This window comes from Nonomuraea cypriaca, from assembly GCF_015645445.1.
GTDB lineage: Bacteria > Actinomycetota > Actinomycetes > Streptosporangiales > Streptosporangiaceae > Nonomuraea > Nonomuraea cypriaca.
The window spans coordinates 1-12,971 of sequence record NZ_JADOGI010000274.1; the positions used below are offsets into that span (position 1 = coordinate 1).

7 protein-coding genes and 1 pseudogene are annotated in these 12,971 nt (G+C 70.9%); 5 read left to right on the forward strand and 3 right to left on the reverse strand.

Going from position 1 to position 12,971, the window contains the following annotated elements; genetic code table 11:
* The first annotated feature begins 799 nt into the window (after positions 1–799).
* Positions 800–1,507 carry a transcriptional repressor LexA gene (gene lexA, locus ITP53_RS48200; RefSeq protein ID WP_236052014.1) on the forward strand — a complete coding sequence of 236 codons (708 nt, stop codon included), beginning with the start codon at positions 800–802 and terminating at the stop codon, positions 1,505–1,507.
* A gap of 374 nt (positions 1,508–1,881) precedes the next feature.
* Here lexA and ITP53_RS59840 read toward each other — a convergent pair whose 3' ends face one another.
* Positions 1,882–2,724 (reverse strand): aminoglycoside adenylyltransferase domain-containing protein, encoded by an 843-nt coding sequence (locus ITP53_RS59840; RefSeq protein WP_195902198.1) that lies wholly within the window; start codon positions 2,722–2,724, stop codon positions 1,882–1,884.
* A 64-nt stretch (positions 2,725–2,788) separates the two neighbouring features.
* Between ITP53_RS59840 and ITP53_RS48210 the strand changes: the two genes are divergently transcribed.
* On the forward strand, positions 2,789–3,898 hold the full coding sequence (locus ITP53_RS48210) for a MalY/PatB family protein (protein WP_328818196.1): 1,110 nt from the start codon (positions 2,789–2,791) through the stop codon (positions 3,896–3,898).
* Between the two features lie 193 nt (positions 3,899–4,091).
* On the opposite strand, the gene ITP53_RS48215 is transcribed toward ITP53_RS48210, so the two are convergent.
* Positions 4,092–7,238 carry a S41 family peptidase gene (locus ITP53_RS48215; protein WP_195902199.1) on the reverse strand — a complete coding sequence of 1,049 codons (3,147 nt, stop codon included), beginning with the start codon at positions 7,236–7,238 and terminating at the stop codon, positions 4,092–4,094.
* 146 nt (positions 7,239–7,384) lie between these two features.
* On the opposite strand from ITP53_RS48215, the gene ITP53_RS48220 reads away from it, so the two are divergent.
* Both ITP53_RS48220 and ITP53_RS48225 read left to right on the forward strand, forming a co-directional pair.
* Positions 7,385–7,813: a hypothetical protein gene (locus ITP53_RS48220; RefSeq protein WP_195902200.1), complete on the forward strand. Its 429-nt coding sequence runs from the start codon at positions 7,385–7,387 to the stop codon at positions 7,811–7,813.
* A 49-nt stretch (positions 7,814–7,862) separates the two neighbouring features.
* Positions 7,863–8,831: a TIGR03557 family F420-dependent LLM class oxidoreductase gene (locus ITP53_RS48225; RefSeq protein ID WP_195902201.1), complete on the forward strand. Its 969-nt coding sequence runs from the start codon at positions 7,863–7,865 to the stop codon at positions 8,829–8,831.
* Here the strand turns inward: ITP53_RS48225 and leuS are convergent, their stop codons facing one another.
* Complete coding sequence (leuS, locus tag ITP53_RS48230; protein WP_195902202.1) at positions 8,832–11,279, reverse strand: leucine--tRNA ligase; 2,448 nt, start codon at positions 11,277–11,279, stop codon at positions 8,832–8,834.
* A gap of 471 nt (positions 11,280–11,750) precedes the next feature.
* Between leuS and ITP53_RS48235 the strand changes: the two are divergent.
* Positions 11,751–12,971: pseudogene (locus ITP53_RS48235) on the forward strand (hypothetical protein); the annotation flags it as partial.

The following is a 12,971-nucleotide window of genomic DNA, read 5'->3' on the forward strand; positions in this document are numbered from 1 at the left end:
TCCCTGCCCCGGAACTTCCCGACCCGGAAGCCCTCTTCTCAGAGCCCCTTGAGCCGGGTCTCTTTCGCGCGTTCGCGGCCGGAACACGGGCCCCCGGCTCCCCACGGGCGCCCGTCGACGTTCTCCGCCTGGGCGCCCTCGTGCCTTCGCCCCGGCCCGCCGGGGCCCCGGCATCCGGAATCCGGCCTTCCGTGGCCCCGGCGCCCGGAATCCGCCCCGCCGAGGTCCCGGCGCCCGGAATCCGCCCCGCCGAGGTCCCGGTGCCCGGGGTTCGGGACGCCTGGTCGGCGACGTGCGTCACCGTGTCGGTCGGGTCGTCGCCGGGACGGGGTGAAGGGACCAGATGCAAATGAGCACCTTGTCCAGAAACCGCACGCCCACCGGAGGAAGAAGCCCCACGCCCACTCGAACGAGACCTCAACCTCTTACCGGAATTCCCCCAAGAGCCGGCCTCGCTACGCGTATTGTCTCCCCGTCGATCCTTACTCTGCGTGGCGTCGGCGATGAGTGTGAGTCGCTTGGCGTCTTCGCTGGTCGTGTCCGTGATTGTGGTCGTTCGCATGGATGACCTCCCGCCGTGTGGCCCGAGGAAAAGGCCGAATAAAGATCAGCAAATCGAACACGGTGTCGATCGAACTCCCGTACGATGTTGTACACCACACTGGCGGCAATTTCGAGGAAGACTCGAACAATTGTTTGAAGATGATCTTCAACAGCGATACGGTCGCTGTGTGCGACATCAAGACCACGGACCGGGAGGTTCGCCGGTGAGGCGGCCCTTCAGGCGAGGAGGAAGAGCATGACCGAGCGGGATGACGCAAACGGGGTCAGCGACCTCGCGGTGCGCCGACGCGACTCACTGGGCCTCACGCCCAGGCAGCGCAAGATTCTCGAAGTGATCCGCGACTCGGTGCAACAGCGCGGATATCCGCCCTCGATGCGCGAGATCGGCGAAGCGGTGCAGCTGACCAGCACCTCCAGCGTGTCGCACCAGCTGACGGCGCTGCAGCGCAAGGGCTATCTCAGACGCGACCCGCACCGGCCGCGCGCTCTCGAGGTGCGCCTGCCTGGCGAGCCGGTCATGTGGGTCGACCCCGACGCGACGGACGACGAGGCCCCGGTCAGCCGTCCCACGGCCGCCTACGTCCCGCTCGTCGGCCGCATCGCCGCCGGTGGCCCCATCCTGGCCGAGGAGAGCGTCGAGGACGTCTTCGCCCTGCCCAAGCAGCTCGTCGGCGAGGGCACGCTGTTCCTCCTGCAGGTCACCGGTGACTCGATGATCGAGGCGGCCATCGCCGACGGCGACTGGGTGGTCGTCCGCCAGCAGCCCGTGGCCGAGAGCGGCGACATCGTGGCCGCCATGATCGAGGGCGAGGCCACCGTCAAGACCTTCAAGCGCAAGGACGGCCACGTCTGGCTGGTCCCTCACAACGCCAACTACGAGCCCATCCCCGGCGACGAGGCCAGTGTCCTGGGCAAGGTCGTAGCGGTGCTGCGCCGTCTCTGACCGACGACGACTGGGCGCGCGTCCAACCGCCCGCGCCGCGACCCGGCGCGCGCCAACCCACCAACACGGGCCACGACCCCACGCAGGTGAAGGGCCGCGCGGGATCGTGCCCCCAACCGGCCGGTCCCACTCGCCCGCACTCGCCCGCAGAATGTGGCGTCCCCTGGAAGATCGCGAGCCGTCGTCCCGCTGCGGGCTCAGCCGCATGTTGTGGTGCCGGAGGTTGAAGCCGGGCCGGTTGACTGACTGGAGCGGCCGGAGTGCGCCGATCCCGCGCCGACGGTGAACGTGCCGGACTGCCGGCCGGCCGCGTCAACCCCCTGCCGGACTGCCGATCGGCCGCGTCAATCCCTGCCGGGTCTGCCGTGTCGATATCACTTGGAGGCGTACAACGCGTGGGCGGCCACGATCGCCTCGCCGGCGAAGGCCAGCACGTCACGCCGCCGCTCGAACGGCGAGCCGTACAGCGAGCGCCGGGCCACGCCGAAGTGTTCGCCGAGCCCCGAGACCGTGCTGCCGAGCGTCGGCCGCGCCACGTCCTCCTCGCGCAGCCGCAGGGCCTCCTTCACCACGCGGTGCCAGCGCTCGGGGAACGCCTGGAGCGCGTGCCGCGCCGCCCCCGTCTTGGAGGTGATCTCGCCGGTAGCCAGCGTGTAGTGCAGTCGCGAGACGCCCGTCACGATCCACACGGCGCCGTAGCAGCCGAGGCTCATCAGCCCCCAAGGGGTGACCAGGTGGGCGGCCCGGCTCACCAGGCGGCGCCAGTAGCCGTCGAGGTTCGCGTCCGTCCACGCGGCCAGGGCGGCTGGATCGCTCCAGATGTCCAGCTCGCCGGGCTTGGGACCGCGGCAGGTCACGCCGTGGCCCGCCAGCGTGTGCCAGGTGATCGGGTTGACCTCGCCCCGCGGGTCGAGCCGTCCGGCGTGGGCCTGGGGACGCGCGCCCAGCCCGGAGGGGTCGCGGCGAAGATCGTCCCAGGTGAGGTAGACGCCCTCGAACGGGTGCGCCCCGAGCCCCGTGTGAATGCGTTCCAGCACCTCGATCGGCGGTTCCTGGGCCGTCACCGCGACGAAGTCCACGTCACTCGTGTCGGGCCGGTAGTCGTCCAGGGCCGCCGAGCCCTCCAGGTAGAGCCCCTCCACCAACCCGGGCGCGGCCGCGTCGGCCACTGACAGATAGGTCTCGACAATCGCGTCGATCTTCGGGTGGGACGTCATGGCCGCTCAGCCTGCCACAGTCCGCGGCACTGTCTCATCACATTGAAAATCCTAGAATGACAGAGTGAATTACGCATACCGTCCTGAAGACCTCAAGGTACAACATGACGGCTTTAAATGGTCAGCCGCCGGGGTGGGCGTGATCCCCGCCTGGATCGCCGACATGGATCTGCCCACCGCGCCCGAGGTGGTCGAGGCGCTGCGACGGCGGGCCGCGGGCGATCTCGGCTATCCGGCCTGGCTGACCGACCCCGCCATCGGGCCGCTGGGCGAGGCGTTCGCCGAGCGTATGGCCCGCAGGTACGGCTGGACCGCCGACCCCTCGCTGGTGCGCTCGTTCAACGACCTCAACCAGGCGCTCCAGGTATTACTCCAGGTCGCGACCAAGCCGGGTGACGGCGTCGCCGTGCACACTCCCGCCTACCCCCCGTTCCTGACGACGCTGGACGTCATGGACCGCCCCCTCCACCCCATCCGGTTGGAGCCCGACGGCGACTCGTGGCGCTTCGAGGTGCCCGACCTGTCGGACTGCCGGGTGCTCCTGCTGGTCAACCCGCACAACCCGACCGGCCGGGTGTTCACCCGCGCGGAGCTGACCGAACTGGCCGAACACGCCGAACGGTACGATTTGCTGGTCATCGCCGACGAGATCCACGCGGATCTGACGTACGCGCCGCACGAGCACATCCCCTTCGCCACGATCCTCCCCGAACGCACCGTCACCATCACGTCCGCGACGAAGGCGTTCAACCTGGGCGGCATCCGCTGCTCGGTCGCCCACCTCGGCCACCAGGGCGTCCGCAAGGCCCTGGAGGCCCAACCCCCCTTCGTGTACGGCTCCGCGAACCTCTTCGGCGTCGAGGCCACGGTGGCGGCGTGGCGGCACGGGGACGCCTGGCTCGACCGGACCGTCGCCCTCCTCGGCCGCCACCGGCGCACGATCGCCGAGCGCCTGCCCGCGACGTTCGAGTACCGGATCCCGGAGGCCACGTACCTCGCCTGGTTCCAGGTGGGGCGGGCGGGGATGGCGGAGGTCATCGAGCGGGAGGCCAAGGTGCTGCTGATGGACGGCGCCGCGTTCGGCCCTGGGGGCGAACGGCACGTCCGCCTCAACTTCGCCACGACCGAACCCATCCTCGCCGAGATCCTCACCCGCCTGTCCCACGTGGGGTGACCGCGCGGGCCTGGCCAGGGGAAGGGCCGGGCCAGGCGCGGCAGACAGACCAGGCAGGCGTCGCCCCGGGCCAGGCCAGGCGCAGCAGACAGACCAGGCAGCGTCGCCCCGGGCCAGGGGCGGCACGCGCATCAGGCAGGATCACCCGGGCCAGGCCAGGGGCAGTAGGCAGATCAGGCGGGGTCGGCCCGGGTCAGGCCAGGGGTGGCAGGTCGGGCGCGGTGGCGGCCGGGTGCTCGTCCAGAGCGGCGAGCGCGAGCTCGATGGCCTTGTCGAGCTGCGGATCCCGCTCGGCCACCCGGTCCTGGGGCGTGATCACCACCTCGATGTCCGGATCCACCCCGTAGTTCTCCATCCCCCAGCCCTGCCCCTCGATCCAGAACGAGTACCTGGGCTGCGTGACCCGGGTCCCGTCGACCAGGGTGTACCGGGAGTCGATCCCGATCACGCCGCCCCATGTCCGCGTCCCCACCAGCGGCCCGATCCCGCGGCTCTTGATCCCCGCGCTCACGATGTCGCCGTCCGAGCCCGCGAACTCGTCGGTGATCGTCACCACCGGCCCGCGCGGCGAGTCCTCGGGGTAGCGCATCGGCTCGTACCCGCGGGCCCGCGCCCACCCGGTGACCTTGCGGGACAGCTTCTCCAGCACCAGCTCGGACAGGTGCCCGCCGCTGTTCGCCCGCACGTCCACGACCAGTCCGTCGTACGCCATCTCGGTACGCAGGTCGCGATGGAACTGCGCCCACCCGGACGCCACCATGTCGGGCACGTGCAGGTACCCCAGCCGGCCCCCGGACGCCTCCCTGACGTGGGCCCGGCGGCTCTCCACCCAGTCGTGGTAACGCAACTGCGCCTCGTCCGCGATCGGGCTGACCACGACACGGCGCGGCTCGCCGCCGGAAGCCGGCCGCACGGTCAGCTCGATGGGCTGACCGGCCGTCCCTGCGAGGAGGGCGAGCGGGCCGCGTACCGGATCGACAGGGCGGCCGCCGACGGCGACGACGGCGTCACCGGGGCGGACCGCGACGCCGGGCGCGAGCAGCGGCGAGCGGGCCGCGTGGTCGGAGGACTCGCCGGGCAGGATGCGCGTGACCCGCCACACCCCGTCGGCGTCCCGCTCCAGGTCGGCGCCGAGCAGGCCCTGGCGGCGCCGGGGGTCGGGGCCGGAGCCGCCCGCGACGGCGTAGGCGTGCGAGGTGCCCAGCTCGCCCTGCGCCTCCCAGAGCAGGTCGATCAGCTCGGAGTGGGCCCCGATGCGCTCGACCAGCGGCGCGTAGCGATCGAGCACGCCCTGCCAGTCGACGCCGTTCATGTCCTCGCGCCAGAAGTGGTCGCGCATGAGCCGCCCCGCCTCCAGGAAGCCCTGACGCCACTCGGCGACCGGGTCGATCTGGACGGCGACGCGGTCGAGGTCGATGGTGATCACCTCATCGCCCTCTCCGGCGGCGCGGGTCTGCAGGCCGTTCTTGCCGTTGGTGACGAGCCTGGTGCCGTCGCCGCTGACCTCGAACGCCCGTATCTCCTTGCCCAGCTCGCTCTTGGCGCGCTTCTTGAGGTCGTAGCGTTCGAGCACGGTCTCGTGCGTCGCCTCGGTGCCGTCGCCGAGCTGGCCGGTGAGCGGGTGGCGCAGCCACAGCAGCGCGTCCTTGGCGGTACGCAGGTTGCCGTACCGTCCGGCGGGCACGGGCACCGGCACCACGCGGGAGGCGAGCCCGTCGGGATCGACCTCGGTACGCGGCGGCGCGTCGTCCTTCTTGTCGTCCTTCGAGGACTTCTCGTCCTCCCCGTTGAAGCCGCGTCCCTGCAGCGAGGGGTCGAACGGCGACGGCGTGCCGGCCTGCAGGGGCACGATGTACGGCTTGCATCCCTCGGGGAACGACAGGTCGAAGACGTGCGCGTCGTACACGGGGTCGAACGTCCGCACCGACAGGAACGCCAGGTGCTTGCCGTCCCTGGTGAACACCGGGTCGTAGTCGGAGAAGCGTACCGTCGTCACGTCGATCACTGACGTGCCGTCGATCCGCCCCATCCTGATCTGCGACAGCGGCTGGTGATGCGGATGCACCCAGGCCAGCCACCCCGAGTCCGGCGAAAACGTCAGCCCGCTGACGTCCCCCTGCGTGGTCCGGTCCAGCTCCCGGAGGTCTCCCGACTCGAGGTCGGCGACCAGCAGCCGCCCGTCGTGCGTCGCCACGGCCGCGTGCTTGCCGTCGGGCGCGGCGGCCAGTTCGAGCACCCGCCCGAGCTGCCCGGAGGCCAGCGTCCTGATCTCGCCGCCGGGCGTGCCGACCTCCAGCCCGTCCTCGCCGCTGGCGTCCGACACCCACACGGCCTGCCCGTCGGCGCCGAGGGCGCACGGGAGCCGTACGCGGACGCCCGCCTGTGCCCGCAACGCGCCCGCGGGCCCGTCGCGGTGGGTCACCCAGTGCGCGGTCCCGCGGATCTCCACCGCGCTTGCCCGCCCGGTCGTGTCCGGGGAGAACGCGCCGACCCGCATGGGCGCGGGCCGCCTGGCCCGCCCCGGCCGCGGCCCACCGAGGTTCACATCCAGCCGGTACGGCTCCGCATCCAGGCCATCGAGCAGCCACAGGTCCCCGGCGTGGCTGTAGATCACCCGCTGCCCGTCGCCGGTGGCGTGCCGGGCGTAGAACTCCTCATGGGAGCTGTGCTTACGCAGGTCGGAGCCGTCGGGCAGGGCGGAGTAGACGTTCCCGGCGCCGTCGATGTCGGCCAGGAAGACGATCCTTTCCCCCACCCAGCCGACCGACCAGTACTGCGCCGTGCTGTCGGCGAACAGCCTGGCGAACTCCCCGTCCCCCGCGGCGTCGACCCAGATCTTGCCCGCGGTGCCGCCCCGGTACCGCTTCCACTGCGAGGGCTCGCGCCACATCGACGACACGGTGGCGACCTGCCGGCCGTTGACGGCCACGTCGCTCACCCAGCCGTACGGCAGCCGCGTCGCGGGCCCGCCGTCGAGCGGCACCGCGTAGGCCCACTGCCTGCTGCTCTCGCTCTGCCCGGCCGCGCTGATCGCGAGCACGTCCCCGCCGGTCGTCCACCCGCGGACGCCCGTCGTGCCGCTGCCCCAGTAGGTCAGCCGTTCGCCCTCGGGCCCGTCGATCTCGGCCGCGAACACCTCGGGCGCGCCCTCCCGGGTGCCGGTCCACGCGATGCGGGCGCCGTCGGGCGAGAACCTCGGATGCGACACCGGTACGCGGTCGGCGGTGAACCGCCAGGCCCTTCCGCCGGCCAGCGGAGCCAGCCAGACATCGTTGTCGGCGACGAAGGTCACCAGGTCACCGTGCAGATGCGGATATCTCAGGTATGCGCCATTTGTCACAGCTGCACACTAGCCGCCAACGCCAAGGTCAGCCCAAGAATTCTCACCCATGCGGCCCGGCCACGTCCTGGTAACGGCCAAGTCCAGGATGCGCCGGAAATGTCAGGGAAGGAGCGAAACGCCCGCTTTCGACCTTGTGAGGCATCATGAAGATCTTCGTACGCGCGCACCAGCTTCCCCCACGGCTGGCCGCCGCGGCCATCATCCTGGACTCCGGGTTCAGCAAGTCCGATGCCGGCGAGGAGACCGCGGCGGCCCTGCACGGCATGGCCGCGCGGACGTACCCGTTCCTGCGCGGCATGGACCCGGTGACCTTCACCAGGTTGCTGTCGAAGTCGGAGCTCACCATCGGCACCGCCCTGCTGCTGCCGTTCGTGCCGTCGCTGCTGGCGGGGGCGGCGTTGACGGGGTTCGCGAGCGGCCTGCTCGGCCTGTATCTCAGGACGCCGGGGATGCGGCGGGAAGGCAGCCTGCGTCCCAGCGAGCAGGGCATCGCCCTGGCCAAGGACCTCTGGCTGCTGGGCATCGGCATGGCGCTGGTCCTCGAGGAGCTGACCGAGTGCCGCCGCGATTGATCTCCGAATCCTGGACGCTAAAGGCGATCGACCCGGGTAGCCGAAACGCATGGTAGAAATCGGCTACACCCTGATGTCCGAACAGACGCCGGCGCGGGAGCTCGTGGACTATGCCGCCGCGGCCGAGCGGATCGGTTTCGACTACGCCGTCATCTCCGACCACTACTTCCCGTGGCTCGAGGAGATGGGCCACTCGCCCTACTGCTGGTCGGTTCTCGGCGCCGCGGCCCAGGTCACCGAGCGGCTGCCGCTCATGACGTACGTGACCTGCCCCATCATGCGTTACCACCCGGCTGTGGTGGCGCAGAAGGCCGCCACGATGGGCGTGCTGAGCCAGGGCAGGTTCACGCTCGGCCTCGGCGCCGGCGAGAACCTGAACGAGCACGTCATCGGCGAGGGATGGCCGCCCGTCGACACCAGGCACCGGATGTTCGCCGAGGCCATTGAGATCATCAGAAAGCTGTTCAGCGGCGAGTACGTCACCCACCAGGGCCAGTTCTTCGACGTGGACTCCGCCAAGCTGTACGACCTGCCGGACCGGCCCGTCCCGCTGGCCATCGCCGCCTCAGGCGCCCAGTCGGCCGAGATCGCCGCCCGGTACGGCGACATCCTGGTCGTCAACGAGCCGCTGCCGGAGGTCGTCAGGCAGTTCAACACCGCGGGCGGCGCGGGCAAGCCGGTCTACGGCCAGCTCGCGATCGCGTACGACACCGACACCGAGGCCGCCAGGCAGCGGGCGCACCGGCTGTGGCGGTGGGCGGCGGACGGCGGCTGGAAGGTCATGGCCGAACTGCCGGGACCGGTGAACTTCGCCGCCGCGACCAGCACCGTACGCCCGGAGGACGTGGCCGCGAGCGTGCCGTGCGGCAACGACGTGGACGCGGTGGTGCGCGCCGTCAGGGAGTTCGCCGAGGCGGGCTACACGCACGTGGCGCTCGTCCAGATCGGGCACGACCAGCAGCAGCCCTTCTTCGACTGGGCGGAGAAGGAGCTGCTGCCTGCCCTGCGCACCCTCTGACTAGGGAACGATGTTGACCAGCTTCGGCGCGCGCACGATCACGTTGCGCGGCACGCCGGCCAGGTAGGGGGCGACCTTCTCCGAGGCCAGGGCCAGCGTCCGCAGCTCGTCCTCGGAGATCGAGGGCGAGACCTCCAGGCGGTCGCGCACCTTGCCCGCGACCTGCACCACGCAGGTGACCGACTCCTGCACCAGCAGCGCCGGATCGGCCACCGGCCACCCGGCGAACGCCACGGAGCCGGTGCGGCCCAGCCGCTCCCAGCCCTCCTCGGCGGTGTACGGCGCCACCAGCGACAGCAGGACGGCCAGCGTCTCGGCGGCCTCGCGCACCGCCGGGTCGCCCGGGCCCGGCCCCGCGTCGATGGCCTTGCGCGCGGCCGAGGTCAGCTCCATCATGCGCGCCACCGCCACGTTGAAGCGGTAGGAGTCGAGCAGCTTGGTGGCCTCGTCGATGGTGTGGTGGGTGACCTTGCGCAGCTTGGCGTCGCCGTTCTCGACCGGCACGCCTGGCGCGCTGGTCACCTCCGACATCACCCGCAGCGCGCGGGCCAGGAACTTCTGCGACGCGGCCGGCGAGACGTCGGCCCAGTCGATGTCGTCCTCGGGCGGGCCGGCGAACACCATGGTCAGGCGCACGGCGTCGACGCCGAAGTCGTCGATCTGCGCGCCCAGGTCCACGCCGTTGCCCAGGGACTTCGACATGGCCTTGCCGCCGTTGATCACCTGCCCCTGGTTGAGCATGCGCAGGAACGGCTCGGTGAAGCCGACCATGCCCATGTCGTGCAGGACCTTGGTGAAGAACCGGGAGTAGAGCAGGTGCAGCACGGCGTGCTCGATGCCGCCGACGTACTGGTCGATCGGCCCCCACTTGCGCACCTGCTCGGGGTCGAACGGGCCGCCGGTGTAGCCGGGCGAGCAGTAACGCAGGAAATACCACGACGAGTCGACGAACGTGTCCATCGTGTCCGTGTCACGCTTGGCGGGACCGGAGCACTTGGGGCACTCGACGTTGACCCACTCCGTGGCGCTGGCCAGCGGCGACACGCCCTTCGGCGCCAGCGCCTCGCCGCGCAGGTCGGGCAGCGTGACCGGCAGCTGCTCGTCGGGGACGGGCACCTCGCCGCAGTCGGGGCAGTGGATGATCGGGATCGGCGTGCCCCAGTAGCGCTGCCTGGACAGCAGCCAGTCGCGCAGCCGGAAGTTGATCGCGCCGGCGCCCCTGCCGTCGGTCTCCAGGATCTCGATGATCTTGGCGATGGCCTCGGCCTTGGCCAGGCCGTCCAGCGGGCCCGAGTTGACCAGCGTGCCCTCGCCGGGCGTGGCCTCGCCGGTCTCGCCCGGGTCGGCCATGCCGGTGTGCACGACGACCTTCACCGGCAGCCCGAACTTCAGCGCGAAGTCCAGGTCGCGCTGGTCGTGGGCGGGCACCGCCATGATGGCGCCGTGGCCGTAGTCGGACAGCACGTAGTCGGCCGCCCAGACGGGGATGCGCTCGCCGTTGACCGGGTTGATCGCGTAGCGGCCCAGGAAGACGCCCGTCTTCTCCTTGTCGGTGGCCAGCCGCTCGATGTCGCTCAGCTTGGCGATCTCGGTGCGGTAGGCCTCGAACTCGGCGCGCTGCCCGTCGGTGACGATCTCGTCGGCCAGCGCCGCGTCCGCGGCGACCACGAAGAACGTGGCGCCGTAGAGCGTGTCGGGACGCGTGGTGTAGACGTGGACGGGCTCGTCGCGGCCTTCGATCTCGAACAGCACGTCGGCGCCCTCGGAGCGGCCGATCCAGTTGCGCTGCATGGTCAGCAGCCGCTCTGGCCAGCCGGTCAGCTGGTCCATGTCGTCCAGCAGCCGCTGCGCGTAGTCAGTGATCTTGAAGTACCACTGCGTCAGCTCGCGGCGGATGACGTCGGCGCCGCAGCGCTCGCACTTGCCCGCCACGACCTGCTCGTTGGCCAGCACGGTCTGGTCGTTGGGGCACCAGTTGACCAGGCCGCCCTTGCGGTAGGCCAGGCCGCGCTCGAAGAACCGGTTGAACAGCCACTGGTTCCACCGGTAGTAGTCGGGGTCGCTGGTGTGCAGGCGGCGCGACCAGTCGAAGGAGATGCCGTAGCGCCGGAACGAGTTGGCCTGCGTCTCGATGTTGGCGTAGGTCCACTCGGCGGGGTGAGCGTTGCGCCTGATCGCGGCGTTCTCCGCGGGCAGGCCGAAGGAGTCCCAGCCGATGGGGTGCAGCACGTTGTAGCCCTGCTGCATCCAGTAGCGCGCGACGACGTCACCGATGGCGAACACCTCGCCATGGCCCATGTGCAGGTCGCCGGACGGGTAGGGGAACATGTCGAGCATGTAGCGCCGCTCGCGGCGGTCGCCCGCGTCCTCGCTCGCGCGATAGCTGTCGTGCTCCTCCCATCGCCGCTGCCACTTGGCCTGCAGCGCCTGCGGATCGTACTCACTCACGGCTACTTGTCCTTCTGGCTTGACTCGGACCCATAAGAAAACCCCTCGCGCACACAACGAGGGGTGGAGCCGCGACGGCGAGATCTTCTAGGGCCGTCGCGGCCCGCTAAGAAGCAGGGTCGCGGAACGCACGTCTCAAGCGTAGCGCACGTCTTCGGCTGAATGCGGATACTCGATCAGAGACGGCAGGCACAATGGACCCTTCAGGTCTAGCGAGACCTGATGGTGATGTATCCGTTGTGACCTCATTTGTCCCGCAAGAATACCCTTGTCACCGTGGTGTATCCAGCTGAGCCCGATCGACCGGAGGCTGACCTGCCGCTGCAGGATCCGCCGACCGATCCTCGTGGCTTCGCTCGTTTCCCTGCGGGAGCAGCCACATCTCCTGGAAAATCCCATGAGATCATGCCTGGTACGTCAAATCCGGATATATCGGTAGATCCGGACGCAACCTCGGGAGGGCCGCCAGCAATGGCAGCGGACAATTCCGGACCACACCTGCCACCGTCCTGGCCAGAGGCGACCCAGCATGACACGTCCGCCTCCCACGCGGCCGAGGTCCCGACGTCCTGGCCGGAAGCCCCGCAGTCGTCCGCCCACCCCGAGCCCTCCTGGCCCGAGCCGCCCCGCAAGGACTCCTCCTGGCCCGAACCGCCCGGCCATTCCCGCCCGAACCTCCCACGCCCGGCCGCCCCCGACCCGCTGTCCGCCCCCGACCCGCTGTCCGGCCCTGCCCCGCTGTCCGGCCCCGATCCTTCGCGCGCATCCGATCCCTTGGGCTCCCCCGGTGCCTTGGGCTCGCACGGCGCCAACCCGCCGGGCTCACCCGGCACGGACCCTCTGGGCCAGGCCGGTCTCGACGCCCTGGGCCTGCCCGCGTCCGGTGTCAACCCGCTGGGCCTTGGTCCTGACCCTCAGGGGCAGTCCGGCCTCGACCCCCTGCGCCAGGACACCACGGGTCCCTCCTGGCCGGACCCGCCCCGCCAGGACGCCGCCTGGGCCGACGCCTCCCGGCAGGACGTGCCGACGTCGTGGCCGGACGCCTCCTCCCATGAGGTGCCGATGTCCTGGCCCGAGGCATCACCGCAGAGCGCCGCCGGTGCCCGGCCGGACGCCGTACCGCAGAGCGGAGGCCGGCCGGGTACGCCGCCCCAGAGCAGCACCGCCTGGCCGGACTCACCACCCCAAAGCGGCACCGGATCACCTTCCTGGCCCGACTCACCACCCCAAAGCGGCACCAGATCGCCCTCCTGGCCCGACTCGCCGCCCCAGAACCCTCCGTGGGAGGAGTCGCCGTCCGAGAGCGGCAACCTGTCGGCTTCGTGGCCGGGCGCGGCACCCCAGGGCGGCATGGGATCTCCTCCTTGGGAGGACAACACCCCGCCGCACGGCGCCGCCGGCGGCTCGGCTCAGACGGGGCAGCCGCCCGTCGCCGACCCGGTGCCCGCGTGGGCGCAGCCGCCGACGCCCTCTCCCGGCGCCTGGTCGAACCTCTCCTCCTCGGCCGCGTGGCCGCAGGGTGAGCGCGACACCGCCGACCAGGCCGAGCGCACGGTCATGTACAACCAGGCCGCCCCGCTCGACACCGCCCCGCCGCAGGACGCCGCGACGGCCGTGCACCCGTCCGCCGAGCGCACCGTCTCCTACGGCCAGCACGCCGACAACCTGCTCAACGACCGCGCCGTCCCCTCC

What these genes read in the sequence shown, in the direction of transcription:
- lexA (WP_236052014.1), top strand. Translation starts at nt 800, where the DNA reads ATGACCGAGCGGGATGACGCAAACGGGGTCAGCGACCTCGCGGTGCGC.
- ITP53_RS59840 (WP_195902198.1), bottom strand. Translation starts at nt 2,724, where the DNA reads ATGACGTCCCACCCGAAGATCGACGCGATTGTCGAGACCTATCTGTCA.
- ITP53_RS48220 (WP_195902200.1), top strand. Translation starts at nt 7,385, where the DNA reads ATGAAGATCTTCGTACGCGCGCACCAGCTTCCCCCACGGCTGGCCGCC.
- ITP53_RS48225 (WP_195902201.1), top strand. Translation starts at nt 7,863, where the DNA reads ATGGTAGAAATCGGCTACACCCTGATGTCCGAACAGACGCCGGCGCGG.